The organism is Streptosporangium pseudovulgare, from assembly GCF_014648055.1.
Lineage (GTDB): Bacteria > Actinomycetota > Actinomycetes > Streptosporangiales > Streptosporangiaceae > Streptosporangium > Streptosporangium pseudovulgare.
In genome coordinates this window covers 26,246-52,616 of the sequence record NZ_BMQJ01000003.1, presented here as the reverse complement: position 1 = coordinate 52,616, position 26,371 = coordinate 26,246, and the positions used below count along the sequence as shown (strand labels likewise).

At 72.5% G+C, this 26,371-nt stretch carries 17 protein-coding genes and 1 other RNA gene; 4 read left to right on the top strand and 14 right to left on the bottom strand.

Features of this window, described 5'->3' with window-relative positions; all coding sequences use genetic code 11:
- Window positions 1-3: 3 nt before the first annotated feature.
- From IEZ10_RS07610 to IEZ10_RS07600, 3 genes are all read right to left on the bottom strand, one after another.
- Complete coding sequence (locus tag IEZ10_RS07610) at window positions 4-1,734, bottom strand: MmpA family trehalose lipid delivery protein (RefSeq protein ID WP_444545399.1); 1,731 nt, start codon at window positions 1,732-1,734, stop codon at window positions 4-6.
- 129 nt (window positions 1,735-1,863) lie between these two features.
- A complete protein-coding gene (locus tag IEZ10_RS07605; RefSeq protein WP_189245783.1) occupies window positions 1,864-4,092 on the bottom strand; it encodes an acyl-CoA dehydrogenase family protein in 2,229 nt (742 codons plus the stop codon).
- A 54-nt stretch (window positions 4,093-4,146) separates the two neighbouring features.
- Window positions 4,147-5,160 carry a hypothetical protein gene (locus tag IEZ10_RS07600; RefSeq protein ID WP_189245782.1) on the bottom strand — a complete coding sequence of 338 codons (1,014 nt, stop codon included), beginning with the start codon at window positions 5,158-5,160 and terminating at the stop codon, window positions 4,147-4,149.
- A gap of 98 nt (window positions 5,161-5,258) precedes the next feature.
- On the opposite strand from IEZ10_RS07600, the gene IEZ10_RS07595 reads away from it, so the two are divergent.
- A complete protein-coding gene (locus IEZ10_RS07595; protein WP_189245781.1) occupies window positions 5,259-6,398 on the top strand; it encodes a S1C family serine protease in 1,140 nt (379 codons plus the stop codon).
- Between the two features lie 244 nt (window positions 6,399-6,642).
- On the opposite strand, the gene ssrA is transcribed toward IEZ10_RS07595, so the two are convergent.
- The 5 genes from ssrA to ftsE form a co-directional block, all read right to left on the bottom strand.
- Window positions 6,643-7,027: a transfer-messenger RNA gene (gene ssrA / locus IEZ10_RS07590) on the bottom strand.
- A gap of 427 nt (window positions 7,028-7,454) precedes the next feature.
- Window positions 7,455-9,353, bottom strand: coding sequence for a penicillin-binding transpeptidase domain-containing protein (locus tag IEZ10_RS07585; RefSeq protein ID WP_189245780.1), 1,899 nt, complete (start codon window positions 9,351-9,353; stop codon window positions 7,455-7,457).
- A gap of 2 nt (window positions 9,354-9,355) precedes the next feature.
- Entirely contained in the window at window positions 9,356-9,823 is a 468-nt protein-coding gene (smpB, locus tag IEZ10_RS07580) for an SsrA-binding protein SmpB (protein WP_189245779.1), read from the bottom strand.
- A 79-nt stretch (window positions 9,824-9,902) separates the two neighbouring features.
- Window positions 9,903-10,808 (bottom strand): permease-like cell division protein FtsX, encoded by a 906-nt coding sequence (ftsX, locus tag IEZ10_RS07575; RefSeq protein ID WP_189245778.1) that lies wholly within the window; start codon window positions 10,806-10,808, stop codon window positions 9,903-9,905.
- Window positions 10,809-10,841: 33 nt separating this feature from the next.
- Window positions 10,842-11,531, bottom strand: a complete 690-nt coding sequence (gene ftsE / locus IEZ10_RS07570) for a cell division ATP-binding protein FtsE (protein ID WP_189245777.1) — start codon at window positions 11,529-11,531, stop codon at window positions 10,842-10,844.
- 233 nt (window positions 11,532-11,764) lie between these two features.
- Between ftsE and IEZ10_RS07565 the strand changes: the two genes are divergently transcribed.
- On the top strand, window positions 11,765-11,956 hold the full coding sequence (locus IEZ10_RS07565) for a hypothetical protein (RefSeq protein WP_189245776.1): 192 nt from the start codon (window positions 11,765-11,767) through the stop codon (window positions 11,954-11,956).
- Between the two features lie 88 nt (window positions 11,957-12,044).
- Here the strand turns inward: IEZ10_RS07565 and prfB are convergent, their stop codons facing one another.
- On the bottom strand, window positions 12,045-13,160 hold the full coding sequence (gene prfB, locus IEZ10_RS07560; RefSeq protein ID WP_189245775.1) for a peptide chain release factor 2: 1,116 nt from the start codon (window positions 13,158-13,160) through the stop codon (window positions 12,045-12,047).
- Window positions 13,161-13,259: 99 nt separating this feature from the next.
- Here prfB and IEZ10_RS07555 point away from each other — a divergent pair, with 99 nt between their 5' ends.
- Window positions 13,260-14,300 carry a DUF8094 domain-containing protein gene (locus IEZ10_RS07555; RefSeq protein ID WP_189245774.1) on the top strand — a complete coding sequence of 347 codons (1,041 nt, stop codon included), beginning with the start codon at window positions 13,260-13,262 and terminating at the stop codon, window positions 14,298-14,300.
- Between the two features lie 55 nt (window positions 14,301-14,355).
- On the opposite strand, the gene IEZ10_RS07550 is transcribed toward IEZ10_RS07555, so the two are convergent.
- A complete protein-coding gene (locus tag IEZ10_RS07550; protein WP_189245773.1) occupies window positions 14,356-19,233 on the bottom strand; it encodes an NAD-glutamate dehydrogenase in 4,878 nt (1,625 codons plus the stop codon).
- A 1,012-nt stretch (window positions 19,234-20,245) separates the two neighbouring features.
- On the opposite strand from IEZ10_RS07550, the gene IEZ10_RS07545 reads away from it, so the two are divergent.
- Entirely contained in the window at window positions 20,246-20,896 is a 651-nt protein-coding gene (locus tag IEZ10_RS07545; RefSeq protein ID WP_189245772.1) for a GNAT family N-acetyltransferase, read from the top strand.
- Window positions 20,897-20,930: 34 nt separating this feature from the next.
- Here IEZ10_RS07545 and IEZ10_RS07540 read toward each other — a convergent pair whose 3' ends face one another.
- From IEZ10_RS07540 to IEZ10_RS07525, 4 genes are all read right to left on the bottom strand, one after another.
- Entirely contained in the window at window positions 20,931-22,403 is a 1,473-nt protein-coding gene (locus IEZ10_RS07540; RefSeq protein WP_189245771.1) for an ATP-binding protein, read from the bottom strand.
- Between the two features lie 52 nt (window positions 22,404-22,455).
- Window positions 22,456-24,438 carry an acetoacetate--CoA ligase gene (locus IEZ10_RS07535; protein WP_189245770.1) on the bottom strand — a complete coding sequence of 661 codons (1,983 nt, stop codon included), beginning with the start codon at window positions 24,436-24,438 and terminating at the stop codon, window positions 22,456-22,458.
- Window positions 24,439-24,525: 87 nt separating this feature from the next.
- On the bottom strand, window positions 24,526-25,377 hold the full coding sequence (locus tag IEZ10_RS07530) for a serine hydrolase (protein WP_189245769.1): 852 nt from the start codon (window positions 25,375-25,377) through the stop codon (window positions 24,526-24,528).
- 53 nt (window positions 25,378-25,430) lie between these two features.
- A complete protein-coding gene (locus IEZ10_RS07525; RefSeq protein ID WP_189245768.1) occupies window positions 25,431-26,351 on the bottom strand; it encodes a LysR family transcriptional regulator in 921 nt (306 codons plus the stop codon).
- Between the last annotated feature and the right edge of the window lie 20 nt (window positions 26,352-26,371).

The window sequence follows — 26,371 nt, the reverse complement described above, 5'->3', positions numbered from 1 at the left end:
TGTTCAGAGGCCCTCGTCAAGCCGCAGGAGCCGGATCTCCGGGCCGGTGAACACGGTCGCCGCGTCACGGAACGTGTCGTCACCGGCCCGGGTGAGGACGTAGCGGACGCCCAGCCGCGCCAGCGCCGCCTCCCGCGCTCCCGGACCGGCGCGCAGCGCCGCGTCCACCCCCGCCGTCGCCGGGTCCTCGGGCGCCACCCGCAGCCGCCCGCCGCCCGGCAACCCCACCAGCAGCGCGTCGTTCCACAGCACCCTGCGCCGGAACATCTTGGTAGCCGGGTCGAGGATCACCCGGTGGCCGTTCCACCCGAACGCCCGGTGCGCGCCCCACGGCAGCGACAGCAGCGCCCCGGGCGCCGGGTCGGCGTTCACGATCGCCTGGACCCGCCGCCACTCGTCCGGGTAGTCCACCGCGGCCAGCCTGCCGAACGCCCCCAGCGCGAACGTGGGCAGCACCAGCACCGGGACCGCCGCCGCGACCGCGGCCACCGCGCGCGAGTTCCAGCGTTCCACCGCGCAGCCCAGGCCCACCGCCTGCAGCAGCGCGAACGGGGCGAGGTAGAGCTGGCCGTCCCGCAGCGGCCCGAACCCCGGCCACCAGGCGATCAGGCCGCCCAGCGCCCCCGGCGCGAAGGCGCCCGCCAGGGCGACGCCCAGCCCGGCCGCCGCCGCCGTCGCCAGCCCCGCCCGGTACGGCGCCGCCCGCCCGGCGCGCGTGCCCGCGAACCCCCAGACCGCGACCGCCGCCAGCGCCAGCCGTACGCCCGCCGACCACCAGGTGCCCTGCCCCGGCACCCCGGCGTCCGAGTTCCAGATCCCGCCGAGCGTGAGCAGGCTGCCGACCGTCCCGAAGGGGCCGTCGGCGCGGGCCGCGAACGCCCGCACCCCGGCGGGGTCGGTCACCGCCCGGCTGCCCAGGGCCGGCACCAGCCACGGCAGGCTGAGCAGGACGACGACCGCCGCGGCCCCGCCCGCCCGGCGGACCGCGGGACCGCCCCGCCACCGGCCACCGGCCTCACCGGGACGCCGGTCCGTCTCCGGGACGCCGGGCGGCTCCCCGGGGTCGGCACCCGACGGACCGGCGGGTGGCGGGTGACCGGCCGGGCCCCGCGCGGTCGCCGCCACCGGGAGCACCGCCAGCGCCGAGACCAGCATCGCCTGGAACCCGCCCACCGCGGCCGGCAGCAGCGCGACCGCCAGCCGTACCGGCCAGGCGGCCCGCGCCCGCCATGTCTCCGAGGCCCCCAAGGCCCCCGGAGTCTCTGGAGTCTCCGTGGTCCCCGGGGTCCGCCCGGTCCGCCGTACGGCTCCCGCTGACCGCCCCGATCCGCCCCGGAAGGCGTGCGCCGCGGCGGCGCGCACCGCCCAGGGCAGCCCGGCCACCCCGAGCAGCAGCGCCCACTGGCCGAGCAGCAGCCGCTGCGCGAGGTAGGCGTTCCAGGCGTAGAAGGCCGCCGCCGCCAGCCGCGGGCCGAGACGCCGCGAGGGCACCAGTGCCGCCGCACCCGAGGCGGCCAGCACGAAGATGCCGAGCAGCGCGGCCTTCTGCACCGCCTGCGCGGGCACGGCCTGTGCGAGCAGCGCGACCACCAGGTCGCTGGGCACCGCCCGGGGGAAGCCCTCCCCCGGCCCGACCGGCGGCGGGTCGGGCACGAACACCATGTCGTACCGCAGCACGAACCCCGGGCCCAGCGCGGGCCCCAGTGCGAGCAGCCCGAGCGCCAGCCCGAGCAGGGCGGGCGCGAACCGCGCCGCCGCGGCCCGCGCGCCGGACGGCCCGCCCGTCTCTGGAAGGGTGCCCCCGTTCGCGGCCGGTCCCGGTGGGACGGCCGCGTCCGGCCCCGGAGGCACTCCCGCCACGGGTTACCGGCCCGGCTCCGGGTCGCGCGGCAGGCCGAGCATCCGCTCACCGATGATGTTGAGCTGCACCTCGGTGGTGCCGCCGTAGATCGTCATCGCCCGGGTGGCGAGCACGGCGCGGTTCCAGTAGCCGGCGTCGCCGAGCTTCATGTCGGCCGCGACCACCGCGGCCGTGCCGAGCAGGCCGACCGCGCACTCCGAGACGTGCTGGGCGTGCGAGGTGGACAGCAGCTTGCGCACCGAGGCGTCGGCGCCCGGCTCGGCGCCGGTGAGCTGCTTCAGCGTCACCCGCATGCCGAGGGCGCTGATCGAGTGGCCCTCGCAGACGACCCGGGCCACCTCCTGGCGCTCGGCGGAGGACAGCTCGCGGCCGAGCCGCCCGGCCAGGCCGAGCAGGTCGGGGACGGACGCTCCGGTGCCGCCGGACCCCGCCGACAGCGAGACCCGCTCGTTGGACAGCGTGTTGCGGGCGACCTTCCAGCCCTGGCCGACCTCGCCGACGACCAGCTCGTCCGGGACGAACACGTCGTCGAGGAAGACCTCGTTGAACAGGTTCTCGCCGGTCATCTCGGTCAGCGGCCGGACGGTGACGCCCGGGGCCTTCATGTCGACGATGAAGTAGGTGATGCCCTCGTGCTTGGAACCCTCGGAGGAGTCGCGGGCGATGCAGATGCCCCACTCGGCGACGTGGGCCACGGAGGTCCAGATCTTCTGGCCGTTGAGCCGCCAGCCGCCCTCGACCTTCTCGGCCTTCATCTGCAGCGAGGCGAGGTCGGAGCCGGCGCCCGGCTCGGAGAAGAGCTGGCACCAGATCATCTCGCCGCTCAGCGTGGGCGGCAGGAAGCGCTCCTGCTGCTCGGGCGTGCCGTACGCGACGATCGAGGGCACCACCCAGGCGCCGATGATCATCTGGGGCGGCCTGACCCGGGCGGCCCGGAGCTCCTGGAGGATCAGCACCTGCTCAAGCGGTCTGGCGTCGCGGCCCCAGGGGCGGGGAAGGTGCGGCATGACGAACCCGGCCCCGGCCAGGGCCCGCTTCTGCTCCTTGCCCTCCAGCGCGGCGATCTGGGCGATCTCGGCGCGGATCTCCTCGCGCAGCGCCGCCGACTCCTCCGGCAGCTCGATCTCCATCTCCCGGCTCACGCCGGAGAGCGCGAGCCCGGCGACCCGCTCGGCCCACTCGGACGAGGGGCCGAGCAGCGCGCGCAGGGTCAGCGCGCGGCGGTAGTAGAGGTGGGCGTCGTGCTCGAAGGTGTAGCCGATGCCGCCGAAGATCTGGATGGCGTCCTTGGCGCACTGCACGGCGGCGTCGGGCGCGACGACCCCGGCGATCGCGGCGGTGTAGGCGGCCTCCGCGGCGCCGTCGCCCTCCCCGGCGGCCTCGGCCGCGGCGCGGGTGGCGTCCCAGACCGTGGCGCGGGCCTGCTCCAGCGCGACGAGCATCCGGGCGGCCTTGTGCTTGACGCCCTGGAACTGGCCAATCGGGCGGCCGAACTGCACGCGCACCTTGGCGTACTCGGCGGCGGCGCGCACGCACCACGCCGCGACGCCCGCGGCCTCCGCACCGAGGATGATCGCCGCGAGGTCGCGGACCGCGGCGCCGGTGAGACCGTCCAGCACCCGCCCGGCCGGTACGGTCACCCCCGCCGGCTCGACCCTGGCCACCCCGCGGGTGAGGTCGAGGGAGGCGACCGGCGTCACGGTCACCGCGGAGGCGTCCAGCGCCACCCACTCCTCCTCGTCCCGGCCGGTGTCCACGGGGAGCACCAGGACGTCGGCGAGCGCGCCGCCCAGAACCGTCTCGGCGACGCCGGTGACGGTGAGCGTCCCGGCGTCGTCGCGGGTGCCGGTGAGGGAGGCGCCGAGCGCGACCGCGCCGGTCAGCGTGCCGTCGGCGAGGCCGGGCAGCAGCTCGGCGCGGGCCTTGCCGTCGGAGGCGAGGATCGCGGCGGCGGCGAGGACGGTGGGGACGTAGGGGCCGGGGGCGGCCTTCTCGCCGAGGGCCTCGACCGCGACGGCGGCCTCCAGCAGGCCGTAGCCGCTGCCGCCGTACTCCTCCGGGAGGTGCAGGCCGAGCAGGCCCTGACCGGCGAGGGCGGACCAGAAGGCGGGGCGCTCCCCGTCCCCCGCCGCGACGGCGGCGCGCACGACCTCGGGGCGGATGTTCCGCTCGGCCCAGCCGGTCACCGACTCGCGGAGCGCCTCGTGCTCCTCACTCAACCCGATCGCCATGGCAGCCTCCAGACACGATTCACTGCCAGAACCATATTCTAGAAGTTGCTTCCATCACAACGGCCGGGCACTGGCCATCAGGGGGGCGATGTCCGCCCAGAGCTCCTTGTGCGAGTCGGGCACGGTCACGAAGAGCATCGCGGGCTTGCGGCGGCCGACGTCCAGCACGGTGACCGCCGCCTGGGAGATGTGCTTCTCACCGTTCAGCACGTAGGTCACGCGGTAGCCGAGCGTCCAGCCCTTGCCTCCGGCCGCCTTCTGCGAGGCCGTCCAGGCGATCTTCCCGCCCGGCGGGTGGTGGTTGGCGACCGTCCACTTCACCGCCTGCATCGCCGCCGTCCGCAGGGCGGGGTAGGTCTTCGGGGCGGTGGCCGGGGTCGCGCCGGGGAGCATCCCGGAGCCGACGACCGTGCGCGGCAGCCGCGCCGCGCCGACCTGCTGGCCGACCGAGAAGGACGGCACGGCCGCGGCCTTCCAGGGCCTGCCGAGCTTGGCGTAGCCGATGTCCGCCGTGGCGTCGCTCACCGAGCCGACCACCCCGCTGGGCTTGCCGGGCAGCGCCGCCAGCGCCTTCATCTTGGGCCGGCCGGGCAACGTGATCGTGGGGGCGGCCTTCGCGGGGGGCGCGGCGGCGCCCTCCTGCCGGGGCTGCGCACTCTGCTCGGGGGGCTCGTCCCCGGAGAACAGGACGAAGACCAGCACGACCGCGGCGGCGGTGAGGAGGGCGGCGACGATGCTGTAGACGGCCCGCAGCGACAGCCCGCCGCGCCGCGGCGGCCCGGCGGGCGAGGCCCCGGACGGCGGGGGCGGCGCCGGCGGCTCCACCCGCCCGGCCGGCTCGCCCGCGGGTGACGGCCGCTCCGGCGCGGGGAACGCTCCAGCCGGGTCGATCCTCGGGACCAGCAGGGTCTCCTCGCCGTCCCCGATGGGGAACCGGCGGGGCACCCGGGTGCCGACCATGGTGCCGTCCTCGGCCTGGACCGCGGGCATGGGCGCCGTGGGCGCCTCGTACGACGGGATGTATCTCTCGTGAGAACGCCCGGAGGAGTCACCGTCAACGTCCGCCATGGTCGTCAGGCTACGTCACCGGACCCGGAACGATGAACCCAGACCCGATCAAAACCTCGACAGGGTACCGCCGCCGGTGTCCGGGAAGATATCCCTGCATGGGGGGATCGACATCGCGGGCCGCGCTGCTGGCGGCCGTCGCCGTGGCGCTCGCGGGCTGCGGCGGGGACGGCGGGACGGGGCTGACCGGCTCCGTCTCCGATTCGGTCTCCGGCTCGGCCGGCGGCCCGCCCGCCGTCACGGCCGGCAGGCTGCCCGGCTCCCCGACCGGCGCGCCGCCCGGCCCCGGGGCGCCGGTCTCGCCGCAGTCGCTCCAGGCGGCCTACGAGCAGGTCATCGCCAAGGTTCTGCCGTCGATCGTGCAGATCACCACGGGGGAGGGCCTCGGTTCCGGGGTCGTCTACGACGCCGCCGGGCACATCGTGACCAACGCCCACGTGGTCGGCCGGGCCAGGCGCTTCCAGGTGACCCTCGCCAGCGGTGGCCCGCCCCGGCCGGCCAGGCTGGTCAGCACCTTCGAGCTGGGCGACCTGGCCGTGATCAAGGTGGACGACCCCAGGGGGCTGCGACCGGCCGCGTTCGGCGCCTCCAGCCGCCTGCGGGTCGGCCAGTTCGTCCTGGCCATGGGCAACCCGCTGGGCCTGTCCGGCAGCGTCACCGACGGGATCGTCTCCGCGCTGGGCCGTACGGTCACCGAGCCCGCCGAGGGCGAGGGCCCCGCCGCGACGATCACCAACGCCATCCAGACGTCGGCCGCGATCAACCCGGGCAACAGCGGCGGAGCACTGGTCGACCTCGCGGGGAAGGTCATCGGCATCCCCACCCTCACCGCCGTCAACCCCGAGCTGGGCGGCGGCCAGGCGGCCGGCATCGGCTTCGCGATCCCCTCCGACACCGCCGTGGACATCACCCGGCAGATCATCGAGAAGGGCCGGGTCGTCAACACCCGCCGGGCCGCCCTCGGCGTCACCGTGCAGACCGTGATCGGCTCCGACGGCCTGCCCGCGGGCACCGGCGTCGTACGGGTCACCCCCGGCGGCGGCGCGGCGCGGGCGGGGATCAAGGCGGGCGACCTGATCGTCTCCGTCAACGGCACCGCCACCCCGACGACGCAGGCCCTCTCGGAGGTCCTCGCCGACCTCGATCCCGGCGACCGGGCCCGGGTGGAGCTGCGCCGCTCGAACGGCTCCACCACCACCGTCACGGTGACCCTGAGCGAACTCCCCAGCGGCGGCTGACCCGCGCGGGAAAGCGGCTGGCCGGCGTGGGAAACCGGCTGACCCGCGTGGGAAAGCGACTGACCCGCGTGGGGAACACGAGAAGCCGCCCACGCCGACGCGGCGAAGGCGGCGAAGGCGGGGAAGGCGGCTCCACCCGGGGGCTCCGCCAGGGGGGCGGCGACCCGCACGGGGATTTCTCCGGCCATGACGAAGAAGCCCGCCGGGGCGAGTGCTACTCGCCCCGGCGGGCTTCCTCATGGGGTGGTGGAGGTGGCGGGAATCGAACCCGCGTCCTTCAGCTCCAAGACAGGGCTTCTCCGGGTGCAGCCCGCTGTGCTTTTCTCAGCCCCGGCGATCACGCAGGCAAGTCGCCGACGGGCTCAGCCACTGTTAGATTTCCCGATCTCCCCCGTGGCCGGGTCGATCGGTTGAGCCTCCTAGCGATGCCGGATCCGGGCCGGAGGCGCTCCCGGGCCGGCAGAGGTCACTCGCTGCTTAGGCGGCGAGGGCCAGGTTGCCCTGGCTGACCTCGGAGTGCGTCTTATTGGCACTTGTTGGTCGCGGTCACAGTGTTAACGAGGTTATGTCCGCAGTCCTCGACCCGCTTCCCCTGAGTTGCAAAGCCAAAGTCGAAACCAGTCACCCCCCTGTTGAGTTGTCAACCCGGCCTCGAAAGGCGGGCGATCCGAAGATACCCGTAACAACACCATCGATGCCAACCTGATTCCCGCCCGGGAGCCCTTCCGGGCGGGAAAATCCGGAAATCCCGGGGACGCGGGCGTCGCGCCGCGCGCCCCCGGGATCGACCGGCAGGGTCGAGCCGGTCCGGACGGCGGGGCCTCCCCGAGACGAGACCCCGGTGCCATCACAGCGACCGGGCCCGCAACCCCCCAAGCGATGCCCGGTCACCTGGAAGGACGCAGCGCGGGCACCCCATGGTTGCTCGGGGCGACGAGATTGTCACCGGGAGTGCGCAGGGGGCCGACGAGGCGCCCGGTTCCGTCTCCGCCCGGACGGGTCACAGTCCCCGGGCGGGCCCCATCCGGGGGCCGTGACCCGTCCGGCGGGGATCGGTCACAGGCCCGCGCGCAGCCCCCGGAAGAACCGGCCGGCGACGGCCGCCCCGGCGGCGGGGTCGGTGCTCTCCATCAGCACCGCCACCGCCGTGTCCCCCTGCCAGCCGACGAACCACGCCAGAGGCTTGCGGCCGCGGGCCGCGGTGGCGGTGACGCCGTACACCGGGTCGCCCGGGGCCGCCGCGGCGGCGGCCGAACCTGCGGTCACCCCGGCCCGCATGAGCGTCCTGAGGGTGGCGACCGTCCTGTCGTCGAGCTTGATCTGCGCGGGCGGCGTCACCGGCTTGGTCTCGGCCGACGGGTCGGGCTCCTTGGGGTCGGTGACCAGGACGGGCGGGTGCCAGGTGCCCGTGGGAGAGGCGACCGCCCCCGCCACCAGGGCCATGGTCAGCGGGCTGACCAGCACGTTCTGGCCCGCGATGGCCCGCGCCGTGGCCGCGTCGCCCTTCAGGGGCCGCATCGAGCCGCTGAACGTCGAAAGCGGCAGGTTCCAGCGCGTGCCCAGGCCGAACTTCGCCGCGCCGGCCGCCAGCTCGGCGCCGTCCACCTTGCGGGCCAGCGAGGCCAGCGCCGTCACGCAGCCGGTGGCGAAGGCCCCCTGGACGGTGGGCGTGCCCGGGGCGGGCGGCCCGGACTGGCGGAAGCGGGCGCCGCCGACGCTCCGCTCCGCGGGGCAGGCGAGCTTCTGCTTGAAGTTCGTCCCCGCCTTGATCAGCCCCTCGACGGCCATGAGCGAGAAGGCCGAGCCCGGGTGGAACCGCCCGGCCAGGGCGTCCTTCTCCTGGTGGTACTCCTTGGTGGTGCCGACGGCCCGCACCTCGCCGGTGGAGGCCTGCACCGCGACCAGCATGCCGGGCGTGACACCGAGCAGCGCGTCGTCCGCCGCCTTCTGGACGCCGCGGTCGAGGGTGGTCTGCACCGGCGAGGTGGGGCGTCCCTCCCACTTGTGCAGCTCGGCCACCTTCTTCGTCGTCTTGACGTCCAGCGTGATCACGCTGGTCTCGGTCGAGCCGGTGAGGTACTCCTGGTACGCCTTCTGCAGCCCGGTGCGGCCGACCGTGTCGCCCGCCCGCTGGGGGCCGCCGAGCTGCTGCTGGAGGTCGGCGGTGACCGCGGAGACGATGCCCACGATCTGCTTGGGCGAGTCGGGCGCCAGCGGCTGCGGATCCTTGGCGATGGTGATGCCGGGGATGGCCTTCAGCTGGGACTCCAGCTGCGCGTAGCGCCTGCCGCCGAAGGTGGCCAGCGGCACGGCCGCGTCCGGCCGGGCCGACCGGATCCGGCTCAGCAGGCGGTCCTGCGGGAACCCGGTGACCTTGGCCAGCCGCTCGCAGACCTCGGACGGGTTCTTCAGCTCGGCCGGCGTGACGTTCGCCACGTAGAGCGTGGTCTCCTGCTGGAGGGGCTCACCGGTGCGGTCCTGGATCGGGTTGCGCCCCTGGGGCTTGATGTCCACCGCGAACCGCTGGCCCTCGTGCAGGTCGGGATGCAGGACGCTGGGCGACCAGTGCACCTTCCACTGGCCGTTCACCAGGCGCAGCGGCAGCTTCCCGTCGTACTCCCACAGGGGGTTGTTCTCCCCCAGGTCGACCTCGGCCGCGAAGTCGGCCTCGGCCTGCTCGTCCTGGTCGCCCTGTCCGCCGCGCAGACCGGTCAGCCGGAAGCGGAACGAGGCCGCGTCGAGCTGGATCTTGGCGTCCTCCAGGGCCCTGCGGACCACCTTCTCGTCGCCGTCGGTGCGCCTGGCGGCGGCGGCGTAGTCACCCGTCTGCCAGCCGACCAGGAAGTCGCGGACCGCCTCGTGGGCCGACGGCTCCTCAAGGCACGCCGACAGCAGGGGTACGGTCGCGACCAGCGTGAGCGCCGCGGCGACGGCGCGCCGAGCCTTCCCCGTCACAGTTACCTGTTCCTGTACCTGAGCGCGCGGGCCATCTCCCGCTTGGCCTGCTGCTCGGCCAGCGTCTGCCGCTTGTCCCAGTCCTTCTTGCCCTTCGCGAGGCCAATCTCGATCTTGGCCTTGCCGTCCTTGAAGTACAGCGCGAGCGGCACCAGGGTGAGGCCGCCCTCCTTGGTCTTGGCGGCGAGCTTGTCGAGCTCCTTGCGGTGGAGCAGCAGCTTGCGGGTACGGCGCGCCGCGTGGTTGGTCCACGTCCCCATCGTGTACTCGGGGATGTGGACGTTGATCAGCCAGGCCTCGCCGTCCTTGATCGTGGCGTACCCGTCGACGAGGGACGCCCGCCCCAGGCGGAGCGACTTGACCTCGGTGCCCTGCAGCACGAGGCCGGCCTCGAAGGTCTCCTCGATGTGGTAGTCGTGCCAGGCACGCTTGTTCTGGGCGATGGCCTTCCGCCCGGTCTCACGTGGCATGCTTCGAGCCTACCGGTGCCCGGGACGGCCTACCGCGCCCGAGATCGCGCGCATGTCCGGCACGAGGGTCATCGAGGCGTCACACCCGCAGGTAGCGGCGGAGCGTGACGAACGACGCCAGGATACAGATCACCACACCGAAGACCAGCGTGATGAGGATGACCTTGGTCACGGTCTCCCAGGTGAGCACGGTGTTGGCGAGGTAGACCTGCACCTTGTCGAAGAGGAACACCTTGCTGACCATCAGCAGCACCCCGGACATCACACCGCCGATCAGGCCGGCGATGACGCCCTCCATGACGAACGGCAGCTGGATGTAGATGTTGGACGCGCCCACCAGCCGCATGATCCCGGTCTCGCGTCTGCGGTTGTAGGCCGACAGCCGGACGGTGTTGCCGATCAGCAGCGTGGCCGCGAAGACCAGGATGATGGCGACCACCAGGGCGGCCCAGCGCAGGCTCTCCAGCAGGGCGAAGAACTTCTCCAGAAGCTCCTTCTGGTTGATCGCGTTGGAGACGCCGGGGGCTCCCTTGAGCTGCTCGATCACCGCGGTGTAGGTGTCCGGGTCCTTGAGCTTCACCCGGAACGACTCCGGCATGTCCTCGGCCCGGATCGCCGACAGCAGCACGGTGTTGCCGGCGTTCTGCGACTTGTAGACCTCGTAGGCGTGCGCGGAGTCCTCGAAGGCGACCGACTCGACCTGCGGCATCGCCTCGATCTGCTGCTTGAGGGCGGCCCGTTCCTGGGCGTTCACCCCGCCGCTGCCCTTGCACGCCGGGAAGGGGTCGACCTTCTTGCACAGGAAGACCGAGACCTCGACCTTGTCCGACCAGAAGTCCTTCATGGTGGAGATCTGGGAATTGATCATCAGGCCGACGCCCAGCAGGGCCATGCCGATCGCCACGGTCACGATCACCGCGACGGTCATCGTGAGGTTACGACGGAGGCCGATCCAGACCTCGGAGAAGATGAAGTTTGCCCGCATGCTCTTCCTGTCGCTGCTGCCGGTACTGGTGTGTCAGTACGCCTGGCCGTACACGCCACGCGACTGGTCTCGGACGATCTTGCCGTCCTCCAGTTCCACTACGCGTTTGCGCATGGAGTCGACGATGGCCGCGTCGTGCGTGGCCATGACGACGGTGGTGCCCGTCCGGTTGATCCGGTCGAGCACCTTCATGATGCCGATACTCGTGGCCGGGTCGATGTTGCCGGTGGGCTCGTCGGCCAGGAGGATCATCGGCCGGTTGACGAACGCGCGGGCCATCGCGACCCGCTGCTGCTCACCGCCGGACAGCTCGTCGGGCATCCGGTGGGCCTTGCCCTCCAGGCCGACGAGCTCGACGACCTCGGGCACGACCTTGCGGATGAACCGCCGCGGCTTGCCGATCACCTCGAGGGCGAACGCGACGTTCTCGTACACGTTCTTGTTCGGCAGGAGCCGGAAGTCCTGGAACACGCAGCCGATCCGGCGCCGCAGGTGCGGCACCTTGAAGTTGGACAGCCGGGCGAGGTCCTTGCCGGCCACCTGGATCACCCCGGAGTCGGGGCGCTCCTCCTTGAGGATCAGGCGCAGGAAGGTGGACTTCCCCGACCCGGAGGGGCCGACGAGGAACACGAACTCACCCTTGTCGACATCGACGCTGACGTGGTCCAGCGCGGGCCGGTTCTGGTTCGCGTAGACCTTGGTGACATTATCAAAATGGATCACGGGCGCATCACGGCATGCCAGTCTAGGGGGTAGGACGGTCGAGGTAGTGGCGGAGCTTCGCCTTCGCCTCTCGCCGGCCGGGGGGCGCCGGTCTTTACCGAGGATCGACGTTCCGGTGGCCGGAGCCCAGTCTAGGGGGAAGACAGGCCTGGAAAGTCCATAACGGAAACAAAACGATTCGGCCGCCCGGTAACGACCGCATAAAGTGGTTCTGAAGGCTAGAAGGAGGACGTATGAGCTGTGAGGACTTGGTCTGCGCGCGATGCGCGCACCCTGTCGCCGAGGGCCGCTGTCCTCAGTGCCGCGCCGCTCGCGAGCGGATGCACCACCACGGCCTGGACGGCACGGCGGCCACGATGGTGCTGCTGGCGCTGGTCGCGCTGCTCCTGCTGTCCCTGGCCCTGAACCACCTCACCGGGGCCTGAGAGGGCTCCTGGCGGGCGCCGGACGGCGCCCCGGCGCCCGGCCGCCGTACGACGGTCCGCCCGGACGCCCGGCGGCGTCATCCGGCCGTCACTCCGCGCCCGACTCCTGGCGGCGCGTCCAGCGGATCTCCGCCTCGATGAACTGGTCGAGGTCGCCGTCGAGCACCGCGGCCGGGTTGCCGGCCTCCGAACCCGTGCGGAGGTCCTTGACGATCTGGTACGGGTGCAGCACGTAGTTGCGGATCTGGGTGCCCCACGACGTCGTCGACTCGCCGCGCAGCTCGTTCAGCGCCGCGGCCTCCTCCTGCCGCTTGCGCTCCAGCAGCTTGGACTGCAGGACCGCCATGGCGGTGGCCTTGTTCTGCAGCTGCGAGCGCTCGTTCTGGCAGGAGACGACGATCCCGGTGGGCAGGTGGGTCAGGCGGACCGCCGAGTCGGTGGTGTTGACGCCCTGACCGCCGGGCCCCGAGGAACGGTAGACGTCGACGCGCAGGTCGTCCTCGTTGATGTCGATGTGGTCGGTCGTCTCGACGACCGGCACCACGTCCACGCCCGCGAATGAGGTCTGGCGGCGGCCCTGGTTGTCGAACGGGCTGATCCGCACCAGGCGGTGGGTGCCGTGCTCGCCGCGGAGCGTGCCGTACGCGTAGGGGGCCTTGACGGTGAAGGTGGCCGACTTTATACCGGCCTCCTCGGCGTAGGAGGTCTCGTAGACCTCCGTCGGGTAGCCCTTGCGCTCGGCCCAGCGGAGGTACATCCGCAGGAGCATCTGCGCCCAGTCGGCGGCGTCGACGCCGCCCGCCTGGGAGTTGATCGTGACGACGGCCTCGCGGGCGTCGTACTCGCCCGACAGGAGGGTGCGCACCTCCAGGGCGCCGATGTCGTTCTTGAGCGACTCCAGCTCGCGGTCGGCCTCGGCGCGGGTCTCCTCGTCGTCCTCGGCGGCGGCGAGCTCGTAGAGGACCCCCAGGTCCTCCAGCCGGCGCCCCAGCGACTCGATCCTGTTGACCTCGCCCTGGAGGTAGGAGAGCCTGCTGGTGACCTGCTGGGCCCGCTCCTGGTCGTTCCACAGGTCGGGCTCGGCGGCCTGCTCCCCGAGCTCTTCGATCTGCTTGCGCATCACGCCGAGGTCGAGGACGTCCTGGATGCTGGCGAGCGTGCCGGTAAGCTCGTTGATCTCTTCGGCCGGATCGATGACTGCCACGTCTGTAAAGGGTACGCGACCACCGAACCCCGTTGGGTACGGCTCGCGCCCGCCGGTGGCTAGCATGGGCGCGCGAGGGGACCACGAGGAGGCGGGCAGTTGCGGGCACATCGGAGACGCGGGCCGCTCGCGCTCGCCCTCGCGCTGGTGACCTGCGCCGCGGCCTGCTCCGGCCCCGGGGACCAGACGCCGCTCAAGGGCGGGATGCCGCCCGGATCGACCCCCACCCCCGCCGCCCCGGCCGAGCCCCCGGTCACCCTCGCGGAGGCGGACGACGCCCTGGCGGGCGTCCTGGACGCCGAGGGCGTGCTGAGCGGCGCCACGCCGCACCTGGCCGCCGACCGCAGGTACATGCTGGCGCAGACCTGCGACGCGCAGCAGGCCCTCAGCTCCGCCGCGTTCAACGTCTCCGCCGGCGCGCCGCCCCACCACACCTGGGGCCGGCCGCGGCTGCTGGTCCCCCGCGTCCAGCGGGCGCCGTACTGGTTCGCCGCGGTGGTGAGCCGCGAGGACTCCGCGGGCGGCTCCCGCACCGCCGTGCTCACCCTGACCGAGCGCGACGACAGGTGGTGCGTCAGCTCGACCGCGCTGCTGGAGCCGGGCGAGAGGGTCCCGGAGATCGCCAGGGACGCCGAGGGCTACGCCACCGCGCTCGACCAGGACGACCGGTCCGTGGAGATCAGCCCGCGGCTGATGGCGCCGCTGCACGCGACCGCGGCGGAGCAGGGCACCCAGGGGATCGCGGCCGGGCTGGTCGAGAAGGGCCGGCGCACCACCGGCTACGCCGAGGAGATCGCGGCCGAGCGGAAGAAGTACAAGGCCGACGACTGCCAGGGCTACGACTCGATCTTCGGCGCGAGCGGCTACCCGGTGCGCGCGCTGCGCACCGCCGACGGCGGGGCCATGGTCATGTACTCGCTGATCAGGACAGACACCCTCACGGTCAAGGTCGTGCCCTGCGCGATGATCAGGGTGCCGAAGCACCTGGAGCGGCTGGTCTCCGGCTCGAACCTGCCGGTCAAGGAGCTGCGCATCGTGGAGACACAGCCCTACGTCAGCGTCGTCCCGCGCCGGAACGCCCACGGCCCGGCGCGGGTCATCGCCTACCTCGGCGCCGTCACCAAGGTCTTCGGCACCTGACCGGCCGCGGGGCCCTCGGTGACCGGCCGGTCGCCGAGGGCCCCGCGGCTCGGGATCACACCTCGCGGAGCGGCAGGTTGACCGTGGCCACCAGCGCGCGGATCGCGCGCAGCGCCACCGACAGCGTCGCCAGGTCGAAGTTGTCGCTCTCCCAGATCTCCGACAGGGTCTGCCGGGCCCGGGCCACCGCCGCCGCGTTCGCCTCGGTCCAGTGGGCCAGGCGCTCCTCCGGCGACAGGCCCGGCGTGCTGTGGGCCAGGACGTCGCGGGTGAGGGAGGCGTGCGCGGCGTAGAGGTCGTCGCGCAGCGCGGCCCGCGCCATGGAGTTCCACCGGTTGTCCCGCGGCAGCGCGATGACGCGCTCGCGCAGCCCGGCCAGCTGGAGCCGGTCGGCCAGGTCGAAGTAGACCTCCGCCACCTCGCCGACCGGGCGGCCGAGCTGCGAGGCGACCTCCACCAGGTCGAACGTGGAGTAGGCCGGGACCATCGACGCGACCCGCTCGGCCAGCTCCTCGGGCACGCCCCGGGCGATGAAGGAGTCGCGGCGCTCCTCGAACGCCGACAGGTCCGAGCCGGTCAGCAGCTTGGGCAGGTGCGGCAGCAGGCCGTTCATGCCCTTGGCGAAGAAGTCGACCGTGGAGGCCAGGTCGAGCGGCGCCCGGCGGTTGCCGAGCAGCCAGCGGGTGCCGCGCTCGGCCAGCTTGCGCGCCTCCAGCTCCATGGCGATCTGCGTGGCGGTGTCCACCTTGTTGTCCAGCTCCTCGACCTGCCGCCAGAAGCTGGGCAGGTCGAAGACCTCGCGGGTGACGAGGTAGGCGCGGGCGATGTCGGGGGCGGACGCGCCGCTCTCCTCCCCCAGCCGGAACATGAAGGTGGTCCCGCTGGAGTTGATCATGTCGTTCACCACGCAGGTGGTGATGATCTCCCGGCGCAGCGGGTGGGCGTCCATGTGGGGACGCATCCGCTCGCGCAGCGCCGACGGGAAGTAGGACACCAGCCAGGAGGCCAGGTAGGGGTCGTCGGGCAGGTCGGAGGCGAGGATCTCGGCGTCCGTCACCAGCTTGGTGTAGGACAGCAGCACCGAGAACTCCGGCGCGCTGAGCCCGAGCCCGGCCTGTCGCCGCTCGGCGATCGTCTTGTCCGAGGGCAGGGCCTCCAGCTCCCGGTTGAGCAGCCCGGCCCGCTCCAGCCTGCGGAGCTGGCGCGCGTGGATGTGCAGCATCTCCGGCGCCTGGGCGCGGGCGGCGGCCAGCACCACGTTCTGGTCGTAGTTGTCCCGCAGGACCAGCTCGGCGACCTCGTCGGTCATGTCGAGGAAGATCTGGTCGCGCTGCTTGTCGGTCAGCTCGCCGTCGCGGACCGCGCGGTCCAGCAGGATCTTGATGTTCACCTCGTGGTCGGAGGTGTCCACACCGGCGGAGTTGTCGATGAAGTCGGTGTTGACCAGCCCGCCGTTGAGCGCGAACTCGATCCGGGCGAGCTGGGTGAAGCCGAGGTTGCCGCCCTCGCCGATCACCTTGCAGCGCAGGTCGGCGGCGTCGACCCGCAGCGCGTCGTTGGCCTTGTCGCCGACGTCGGCGTGCGACTCGCTCGACGCCTTGACGTAGGTGCCGATCCCGCCGTTCCACAGCAGGTCCACCGGGGCCCGCAGGATGGCGCTGATCAGGTCGTTGGGCGCCAGCGAGGTCACCTCGTCGGCCAGGTCGAGCGCGGCGCGCATCTGCGGGGAGACCGGGATCGACTTGGCCGTACGGGGCCAGACGCCGCCGCCCTTGGAGATGAGCGAGGCGTCGTAGTCGGCCCAGGAGCTGCGGGGCAGCGCGAACAGCCGGGCGCGCTCGGCGTAGCCGCGGGCCGCGTCCGGGTCGGGGTCGACGAAGACGTGCCGGTGGTCGAAGGCGGCGACCAGCCGGATGTGCTGGGACAGCAGCATGCCGTTGCCGAACACGTCGCCGGACATGTCGCCGATGCCGGCCACGGTGAAGTCGGTGCTCTGCACGTCCACGCCGATGGTGCGGAAGTGGTACTTGACCGACTCCCAGGCGCCCCGGGCGGTGATGCCCATGCCCTTGTGGTCGTAACCGACCGAGCCGCCGGAGGCGAAGGCGTCGCCCAGCCAGAAGCCGTAGTCCTTGGCGACCTCGTTGGCGATGTCGGAGAACTTCGCGGTGCCCTTGTCGGCGGCGACCACCAGGTAGGTGTCGTCCTCGTCGTGCCGGACCACGTCGGCGGGCGGGACGACCCGGCCGTCGACGAGGTTGTCGGTGATGTCCAGCAGGCCGGAGATGAACATCCGGTAGCAGGCGATGCCCTCGGCCAGGACCTCCTCCCGGCCGCCCGACCTCGGCGGGTTCTTCACGACGAAGCCGCCCTTGGAGCCGGTGGGGACGATGACGGTGTTCTTCACCATCTGCGCCTTGACCAGGCCCAGCACCTCGGTGCGGAAGTCCTCCATCCGGTCCGACCAGCGCAGGCCGCCGCGCGCGACCTTGCCGAAGCGCAGGTGCACGCCCTCCACCCGCGGCGAGTAGACGAACACCTCGAACTTCGGCCGGGGCAGCGGCAGCACGCTGATCGACGGCGAGTCCAGTTTGAGGCTGATGTACGGCTTGCGCTGGCCGTCCACGGTCTGGAAGCAGTTGGTCCGCAGGGTGGCGCCGATCATCTCCAGGTAGGCGCGCAGGATGCGGTCCTCGTCCAGGGAGGCGACGTCCTCCAGGGCGCCGAGGATCTCCTCGTGCAGCGCGTCCTGCAGCTCGTCGCGGACGTCCTCGGCGCGGCGGGGGTCGAGCCTCGCCTCGAAGTAGCGCACCAGCAGCCGGGCCACGCGGACGTTGCCGAGCAGGACCTGCTCGATGTAGTGCTGGCTGAAGGTGGTGCCGGCCTGGCGGAGGTACTTGGCGTAGACCCGCAGGATCTCGGCCTGCCGCCAGGTCAGGCCGGCGGCCAGGACCAGCGCGTTGAAGCCGTCGCTCTCCACCCGGCCGTGCCACAGCGCCTCGAACGCGTCCTGGAACAGCCGCTTGAACTCGTCGCGGTCCACCTCCTGCGAGGGGGTGTAGCGCAGGCCGAAGTCGTAGATCCAGGCGTCCTTGGTGTCGGGGTCGTTGTCGCGGTCGATCTCGTACGGCCGCTCGTCGACCACCTCGACGCCCATGCGCTGCAGCAGCGGCAGCACCTGCGACAGGGACACGGGGGCGCCGATCCGGTAGATCTTGAACCGGCGCTCGCCCTCGGCGGCGTCGTAGGGCTCGTAGAGGTTCATCCCCAGCTCGTCGGACGACTCCGCGAGCTCCTCCAGGCGGCGCAGGTCGGCGACGGCCATCCGCGGCGGGAAGTCGGCCTTGTACCCCTCGGGGAACGCCGTGGCGTAGCGGCGCACGAGGTGGGGGGCCTCCTCCTCGGAGCTCAGCTCGACGATCGCGGCGGCGAGGTCGTCGTCCCAGGAGCGGGTGGCCGCGGCGAGCTTGGCCTCCAGCTCCTCGACGTTCACCGTGTCGACGCTCAGCGGCCGGCCGCGCTCGCCGCGGACCACCACGTGCAGCCGGGCGAGGGCCGACTCGCCGATCATGGCGCTGTAGTCGAGCGAGGTGCCGCCGATCGCCTTGAGCAGGAGGTTCTGCAGCTTGACGCGGATCTTGGTGGTGTAGCGGTCGCGCGGCAGGTAGATCAGGCAGGAGATGTAGCGGCCGTAGTCGTCGGGACGCAGGAAGAGCCTGACCTGCTTGCGCTCGCGGAGCCTGAGCACGCCGAGCGCGATGGGCAGCAGCTGCTCCACCGAGGTCTGGAAGAGCTCGTCGCGGGGGAAGGTCTCCAGGATCTCGATGAGGTCCTTGCCGTCGTGGCTGTCGGCGGTGAACCCGGCCAGGTCGAGGACCTCCGCCAGCTTGCGCCGGAGCACCGGGATGCGGGAGATCGACTCGCTGTAGGCCACGTGGGTGAACAGGCCGAGGAAGCGCCGCTCGCCGACGACCTCCCCGGCGGCGTCGAACATCTTGACGCCGACGTAGTCGAGGTAGGCCGGGCGGTGCACGGTGGCGCGGGTGTTGGCCTTGGTGATGATCATCATCTGCTGCCGGTCGCGGGCCTTCGCGCGCAGCTCGGGACTGAGGGCGGCGAAGCTCTCCGAGCCCGACTTGTCGTGGCGCAGGATGCCGAGCCCGGTGCCGGGGACCTGGCGCAGGCTGTCGCCGTCCTCGCCCTCCTCCAGGCGGTACTCGCGGTAGCCGAGGAACGTGAAGTGGCCGTCGGCCAGCCAGCGCATCAGCTCCAGGCTGTCCTCGACCTCGGCCGGCTCCAGCGGCGGCGGGTTGAGCGAGACGTCCTCGGCGGTCTGCACGGCCAGGGCCCGCATCTTGACGAAGTCCTCGACGGCGAAGCGCACGTCGGACAGGATCCGCTGCAGGTCGTCCTCAAGCGCCCTGAGGGCCGCGGCGTCGGCCTGGCGGTCGACCTCGAAGTGCATCCAGGACTCGACGAGCATCTGCCCCGTCGTGTCGTCCTCGCCGCGGCCGAGCAGCCTGCCGGTCATGTCCCTGCGCACCCGCATCTGGGGGTGGACGACCAGGTGGACGCCGATCTCGTGGCGGTCGAGCTCCATCGTCACCGAGTCGACCAGGAAGGGCATGTCGTCGGTGACCACCTCGATGACCGAGCATCCGGGGTCCCAGCCGTGCTCCTCCAGCGTGGGGTTGTAGGCCCGCACCAGCGCGCGGCCCTGGGGGCGCTGCTCGGCGAGCTGCCGCTGGGCCATCGCCGGGCCGTAGACGTCGACCGGGTCGCGGCTCAGCAGGTCCTCGGGGGCGACATGCCGGTAGTACAGCCGCAGATAGGCGAGGGCCTCCTCGGCGCCCACGTGCTCGCTACCCGGCGTGTGCGCGCACATCTCGGCGGCACTCCTGAGTAGCTCGTCCTTGGCCTCGTTGAGCGGCATGTCGCTCTCACTCCTTTGTGAGGGGTTTTCCATAGTTGGAGGGATCTACGGCTTAATCCGTAGTTCCCAGGGTCGGAGGAAGTAATACGGAAGCCGCGGTTCTCCCGGCGGCGGATCTCCCGCCGTCCGGCCCGCACCCGGGCACGCCGTACCCGCCAGGCCCGCATCCGGGCGTCGCGCGCCCGTACGGCCGGCGCCCGGCGCGGACGGGAGCGGAAGCGGAAGCGGAGTGCGGCGCGGTGTCCCCGCGGTGGAGCGGGCGATCGGGCCGTCGAGGTCGGCGTGGCCTGCGGGACCGGCGACCGGTCGCCGCGGATCGTCGGAGCCTGGCGCGTCGTGGGCCCCGCGGCTCCCCGCCGTCGTCGGCGTGGAAGCCGCCGTCGCCGGGGCGGGACCGGCGGTCCCGTGGTGCGGGAGGGACGGTCCCCGCCGGATGGGGGCGGTGAGGAAAGCATCGCACAGGGTGGCCTGGATGAGGCGGCGACACCGCGCCCCCCGCCCATCGAAACTCCGCCCACCGGGCATGGCCCGCGGCACAACACCTCCAGCGGCCGCGTGTCCCGATCCCCGTTGACCGAAACATGCCGCCGCCCTGCATATCACCCGAAAAGCCAGGAAACGTCAACGTGGCGTCGATGCTCCGGCGGGCCGCCGGAACGGTCCGGCCGGACGCCGGGGGGTGCCTCGTGCGGTCCGGGCGGCGGGGAAGCCCCCGCTCCCTCACCATGGTAGGGCCCCGGGCGGGCGTCTTCGCGAGGTTCGCGCATCACCGGCGGCCCGGCCGATCCTCGCCGCCCCGGCGGGCCGGTCCCGCCGGCCGTACGGCGTGGCGGGACCGGCCGCGGGGGCCGGGGGTACGCCCGTGACCGGCCGTGCGGCGGGGCGGGGCGGGGCGCGGGAGCCGGAGGTCCGCTCGCGACCGGCCGTGCGGCGCGGCGGGACCGCCCGCGGGAGCCGGGGGTCCGCCGAAAACCGGTGGAGCGCCACCCGTCCGGGTTGGCACCATCGGGAAATGCGCAACTGGCCCCTTTTCGGACTGCGGGTGACCACCCCTCGCCTGGAGCTGCGGCTCCCGTCCCTCGACGACCTCGACGCCCTGGCCGGCCTCGCCGCCGAAGGCGTCCACGACCCCGGGGCCATGCCGTTCCTCTTCGCGTGGACCGACGCCGAGCCCGACGAGCGGGCGCGGAGCACCGTCGCCTTCCACTTCCGGCAGTGGGGCGCGTGGTCTCCGGAGAAGTGGAGCTGCTCCTTCGTCACCGTCGTGGACGGGGAGGTCGTCGGCACCCAGGAGATCGGCGCCACCGACTTCGCCGTCACCCGGCAGGTCGACACCGGCTCCTGGATCGGCCGCCGGTTCCAGGGGCGGGGCATCGGCACCGAGATGCGCGCCGCCGTGCTGCACCTGGCCTTCGCGGGCCTCGGCGCCGGCCACGCCGTCTCGGGCGCGTTCGTCGACAACCACGCCTCGCTCGGGGTCTCCCGCAAGCTCGGCTACGCCCCCGACGGCGTGGAGATCCGCAGCCGCAGAGGCGAGGCCGCCGAGCTCCGCCGGCTGCGCCTGGCCCGCGACGCCTGGACCGCCCGGGAGGACATCGCGATCCACGGCCTGGAGCCCTGCCTGCCGCTGTTCGGCGTCAGCCGTACGACGGAGAGCGGCTGACCGCCTCGGACGGTCACCCGCCTACGTTCCCGTGTCAGCCGTACAGCGTGAGAAGGTCCACCAGGAGGACGCGGTCGTCCCGGCGGGCGGCGGCGGTGAGGTCGGCGTCGAACCCCGCCCCGCTGTAGCAGGCCAGTTTCGCCTCCTCCACCCTGTGCCCCTGTGCCGCGAGCACCTCACGTGCGCGACGCAGCCTCTCCAGGTGCCCGAGCCCCATCACCCTGTCCCACTTCACCTCACCGATCGACAGGACCCGCCGCTTTTCGCCGAGCAACGAAGGCGACACCGCCACCACATCAAGTTGGATCTTGTTGTTCTCCCGCTTCGCGTGGTCGACGACGAGAGTGGAGCCCACCTCCCCCGGTGGTTCGTCGAAGGCGCCATCAGCCAGAATCGCCCAGTCGCGGCATGTCTGCTCGAAATCTGGGCCAACGACCTGGGACAGGAACCTCGGCCGCGAACCCCGCCACACCCGCTCGGCCTCCCCGAGTTCAAGAGCGGCCCACTGCGGTCTCATCACCGCCTGGTAGAAGGTGATGAGGGGTTCCGCTATCCGATAGACGGGCTTCCCGCTCTTGAGGGCGTCGTGATCCTTCACGATCAGCTGACAGTCCTCAAGCACGTTGAGCGGGTGAGCGATCTCCGCGGACTTGCGTCCCACATAAGCGGCTATTCCACCGTTGGTGGAGTTTCCAGCGGCGATGGCGCCGAGAACCGAGTGGTAGAGGCCCGCGTCCCGTGCTCCCATCTCCTCCGCGAGGAGATACCGCGCCTCACGGAACAGCGGCGTCTGGGGGTTGAGGACCGTGCGGCGGACCCAGTCGTCGAAGTCGCCCGATCCATCGGGAGCGTCGTTGCGGACGAACTGACGCCGGTAGGCGGGCGTGCCGCCGACGACGGCATGGAGAAGCGCGGCGAGCGTCGGGTCGTCCGCTCCCCAGAACGCGGCGGCGGACCGGTAGCGCAACGGCTTGACGACCAGTTCGAGTCCGGCACGCCCCCGGAGCGGGGCCTGCCCGGAGAGCAGACCGCCCATCACCGACATCGCCGACCCACAGAGCAGGACACGGGCGAAGCACCGTTCACGGCTGACGTGCCAGTACGTGTCGAGGTGACGCTGCACGATCGAGGGCAGTGCGGGGCTCGCCTTCATCAGGAGCGGGAACTCGTCGATGATCAGCGGGATGGGCCGGTCCGCCGCCAGGGAGAAGAAGTGCGTGAGGGCGTCGTCCCAGCCGGAGAACATGATCGGCGTGGGAGCGTTCGTGAAGCGGGCGAGTGCCGCGCCGAACATGCGCAGCGCTTCAGTCTCGGTTGACTCGTCCGCCTGGAAGTAGAAGCCGCCCATGCTCTCGGCCAACGCGGTGAGCAGGTAGGTATTGCCCTGCCGTCGCCGACCACTGATCACTCCCAGGGTCGGCTCCGGCTCGGCGTACTCGACGAACGAGACCAGCGCGTTCCAGTCGCTGTCGCGATCGAAGATTCGTTCAGGCTTGGCAACCGGCATGTGCCGATTCTACTAAACTACAGTTTAGTCAACTGCAGTTTAGTGATCTGGGTCACTCCTGGTTCGGAGTGAAGTGCGAGAGAACCTCCGGGTTGGCCATGGCGTCGAGGTTGGCGGCCTTCTCGGCGGGGACGCCGAGGAGGATCTTGCGCACCGGCACCTCCAGCTTCTTGCCGCTGAGCGTGCGCGGAATGCCCGGGACCTCGATGACCTCGTTCGGCACGTGCCGGGGGGACAGCTCCTCGCGCAGCGCCGCGCGCAGCCGGGCCAGCAGGTCGCCGGACAGCTCGGCCCCCTCGGCCATGGTGACGTACAGCAGCAGCCGGCCGTCCTGGCCGAGCTGGCCGGTGTCGATCACCAGGCTGTCGGCGATCTCGGTGAAGCGCTCCACCACCCGGTAGAACTCGCTGGTGCCCATCCGCACGCCGCCCCGGTTGAGGGTGGAGTCGGAGCGGCCGTAGATCACGCAGCCGCCGTCCGGCAGGATCTTGATCCAGTCACCGTGCCGCCAGACGCCGGGGTAGTCGGCGAAGTAGCTCTCCCGGTAGCGGGCGCCGTCCGGGTCGTTCCAGAACATGACCGGCATCGAGGGCATCGGCGCGGTCAGCACCAGCTCACCGACCTCGCCGACCACCGGCCGGCCCGACGGGTCGAACGCCTCCACCTTCGCGCCCAGGCAGCGGCACGGGATGACGCCCGCGCGGACCGGCAGCAGCGGGACCGCGCCGACGAAGCCGGTGCAGACGTCGGTGCCCCCGGAGAACGAGCCGAGCTGGACCCCGGGCAGCGTCTCGGCGATCCAGGCGAACCCCTCCGGCGGCAGCGGCGAGCCGGTGGAGCCCACGCCGCGCAGCGCCTCCAGCCCCTCCGGCCGCACCCCCTCCTTCATCGAGGTCACGATGTACGGCGCGCCGACGCCGAAGTACGTCACCCCCTCCTCGGCGGCCAGCCGCCACAGCGCGTCGGTGCCCGGGTGGGCGGCCGACCCGTCGTAGAGCACCACCGTCGCGCCGACCAGCAGGCCGCCGACGAGGTAGTTCCACATCATCCAGCCGGTGGTGGTGTACCAGAAGAAGACGTCGTCCTCGCCCAGGTCCTGGTGGAAGGAGAGCGCCTTGAGGTGCTCCAGCACCACGCCGCCGTGGCCGTGCACGATCGGCTTGGGCAGGCCGGTCGTACCGGAGGAGTAGACGATCCACAGCGGGTGGCCGAACGGCACCGGCTCGAAGTCGAGCGGCCCCTCGGCGGCCCGCAGCTCCGCCCAGCCGATCACCCGCCCGCCGTCCCCGGCGGCGCCGGGCGCCCCCTCACCGGACGCTTCGGCCGCGGGCGTCCCGGCTCCGGCGGGCGCGCCCGGGGAGGGGACGCGCACCCGGGCGACCAGGGTCGGCAGCTTGGCCGCGATGTCCCGCACGACCTGGGAGCGGTCGAACCGCCTGCCGTTGTAGTGGTAGCCGTCCACCGCGATGAGCACCTTCGGCTCGATCTGGGTGAACCGGTCGATCACGCTGGAGGCCCCGAAGTCCGGGGAGCACGACGACCAGACGGCCCCCAGCGAGGCCGTGGCGAGGAAGGCGATCAGCGTCTCCGGCACGTTCGGCGCGTAGGCGGCGACCCGGTCGCCCCGGCCGACGCCCAGCGCGGCCAGGCCCGCGCGGACCCGCGCGACCTCACCGGCCAGCTCCCCCAGCGTGAGGGCCCGGCGCTCACCGGTCTCGCCGCGCGCCACCACCGCGAGGCGGCCGGGGTCGGACGCGGCGCGGCGCAGCGCGTTGGCCGCGTAGTTCAGCGTCGAGCCGGCGAACCACTCCGCGCCGGGCATCGTCCCGGACAGCACGGGCCCGTCGCCGCGCTCGCCGGCCACCCCGAAGTAGTCCCAGATCGACGTCCAGAACCCGGCGGGGTCGTCCACCGACCACCGCCACAGGGAGTCGTAGTCGCCCGGCCGGCCGAGCCACTCCATGTAGCGGGTCACCTTGGCGTCTCTCACGACCTCCGGGGAGGGTTCCCAGAGCAGCGCACCTTCCTCAACCATGGTCCCCATCCTGTCGGCGGCCCGCCCGAATGTCATCCCCCGGGCGCACACACCGGCCGGGTACGTGGTGTGTGCCGGCCACGTGGCTCAGCCGCGCAGCCGCTCCACGGCGGCCCGCGCCGCGGCGCCGATCACCGCGTCGGCGCGGGGCTGGTTGTGGGCGGTGCCGTACGAGCGGGTGAAGACGGCGACGGCGTAGCGCCCGCCGTCGGGGTACTCCACCACTCCGGCCTCGTTGCGGATCGTGGGCAGCGTCCCGGTCTTGCCGCTGACCGCGACGTCGTCGTAGGGGAAGCCGGCCGCCAGGCGGTGCGGCCACACCTGCAGGCCGAGCAGCCTGCGCATCGCGGCGCACGACCGCGGCGAGGCCGCCTCGTCACGCCAGATCATGCCGAGCAGCCGCGTCGTCTCGCGCGGGGTGCTGCGGTTGGTGCGCGCGGGGTCGAGCGCCCGCAGCCGTGCCAGCACGGCGGGGTCGGTGGGCATCTCCTCCTGCCCGGAGTCCTCGACGATGCTCGCGAACAGCCCGCGGCAGTCATGCTCGACCCGTGTGCCGGTCAGCCCCAGACCGGCGAGCATGGTGTTGACCGCCGACAGCCCGACCCGGTCCATCAGCGTGTCGGCGGCGGTGTTGTCGCTCACCGCCATCATCAGGTAGGCCAGGTCGCGCAGGGACATCGTCACGTCGTCGGACATCGCCGACACTCCGGTGGCCCCGGGAGTGTGGCGGTCCGCCATGACCGTGACCCGCTCGGCCGGGTCCAGCAGCCCGCGGTCCGCCTGCCGGAAGAACTCCACCAGCAGCGCCACCTTGAACATCGAGGCGGTGACCACGGCGTCGTCGGCGCAGTGGCCGACCTCGGCGCCGGTGTCGACGTCCACGGCGTGCAGGAAGCCCGTCACCCCGGCGGAGCGGAAGAGGGTGCCGAGGCCGGTCATCGAATCTCCTTGGGCGAGGGGAGCCCGGTCGCCGTGGCCGGGACGGGCGGAGGTCAAGCGAGGAACCCGGAGGCGGGGCGGGCCCGCACCCGCCGGGCCGGCGCCACTCCGTCGTCCGTCATCCCGGCGTTCTCCTTCAGCACTCGTACCGCCACCGCACCGAAGGCTACGGCAGCCTCCCCGGGCTCTCCGCGCCAGGCGGTGGAGACCTGCCAGGTCAGCGGGGTGCCCAGCAGCGGCCTCCAGCGCAGCCCGGGAAGGGCGACCTGCGGCCCGAAGGCGACGGCCGTGCCCGCCATGACCAGGCCGAGGGTCTGCGCCTCGTGGACCTCCTCCGGGACGAACCCGTGGCGGCGGCACTCGGTGAGCGTCTCCTCGTGCAGCCCGGGCTCGTGAGGGTAGAGCACGAGCCGCCGCCCCGCCAGGTCGGCCAGGTGCACCGACGCCGACGCCGCCAGCGGGTCGGACTCGGCCAGCACCACGCCGGGACGCTGGACGAGCACCGGCCCGAAGCGGAGGCCCGGCACGGCCACCGGGTGCCGGACCACGCCCACGTCGAGGGTGCCGTCGAGCAGCGCCGCGACCTGGTCGGCGCTCCACATCTCCGCCGGCGCCGGCCGCACGTCGGGGGCCCGCTCCCGGAACCCGGCGATGAGCGCCGCGATCACCGCCGACCCCAGGTCGGGCAGGACCCCCACCCGCAGCACCGCGCCCTCGCCGCGTCCGGCCAGCTCGCGCAGCCGCTCCACCCGCGACACGATCTCGCGCGCCTCGGGCAGGAGCAGCCGCCCCTGCTTGGTCAGCCGCACCTGGCGGGCGGAGCGGTCGAACAGCCGCACGCCGAGCTCGTCCTCCAGCCGCCGGATGCGCTGGCTGAGCGGCGGCTGGGCCATGCCGAGCCTGATCGCCGCGTTGCCGAAGTGGAGTTCCTCGGCGACGACGGTGAAGTAGCGCAGATGGCGGACGATGTCCATGAGCAGGAATCATATCGGTT

Coding starts and splice junctions, on each gene's coding strand:
- IEZ10_RS07605 (WP_189245783.1), bottom strand. CDS start 4,092: ATGGCGATCGGGTTGAGTGAGGAGCACGAGGCGCTCCGCGAGTCGGTG.
- IEZ10_RS07600 (WP_189245782.1), bottom strand. CDS start 5,160: ATGGCGGACGTTGACGGTGACTCCTCCGGGCGTTCTCACGAGAGATAC.
- IEZ10_RS07595 (WP_189245781.1), top strand. CDS start 5,259: ATGGGGGGATCGACATCGCGGGCCGCGCTGCTGGCGGCCGTCGCCGTG.
- smpB (WP_189245779.1), bottom strand. CDS start 9,823: ATGCCACGTGAGACCGGGCGGAAGGCCATCGCCCAGAACAAGCGTGCC.
- ftsX (WP_189245778.1), bottom strand. CDS start 10,808: ATGCGGGCAAACTTCATCTTCTCCGAGGTCTGGATCGGCCTCCGTCGT.
- IEZ10_RS07565 (WP_189245776.1), top strand. CDS start 11,765: ATGAGCTGTGAGGACTTGGTCTGCGCGCGATGCGCGCACCCTGTCGCC.
- IEZ10_RS07550 (WP_189245773.1), bottom strand. CDS start 19,233: ATGCCGCTCAACGAGGCCAAGGACGAGCTACTCAGGAGTGCCGCCGAG.
- IEZ10_RS07545 (WP_189245772.1), top strand. CDS start 20,246: ATGCGCAACTGGCCCCTTTTCGGACTGCGGGTGACCACCCCTCGCCTG.
- IEZ10_RS07540 (WP_189245771.1), bottom strand. CDS start 22,403: ATGCCGGTTGCCAAGCCTGAACGAATCTTCGATCGCGACAGCGACTGG.
- IEZ10_RS07535 (WP_189245770.1), bottom strand. CDS start 24,438: ATGGTTGAGGAAGGTGCGCTGCTCTGGGAACCCTCCCCGGAGGTCGTG.
- IEZ10_RS07530 (WP_189245769.1), bottom strand. CDS start 25,377: ATGACCGGCCTCGGCACCCTCTTCCGCTCCGCCGGGGTGACGGGCTTC.
- IEZ10_RS07525 (WP_189245768.1), bottom strand. CDS start 26,351: ATGGACATCGTCCGCCATCTGCGCTACTTCACCGTCGTCGCCGAGGAA.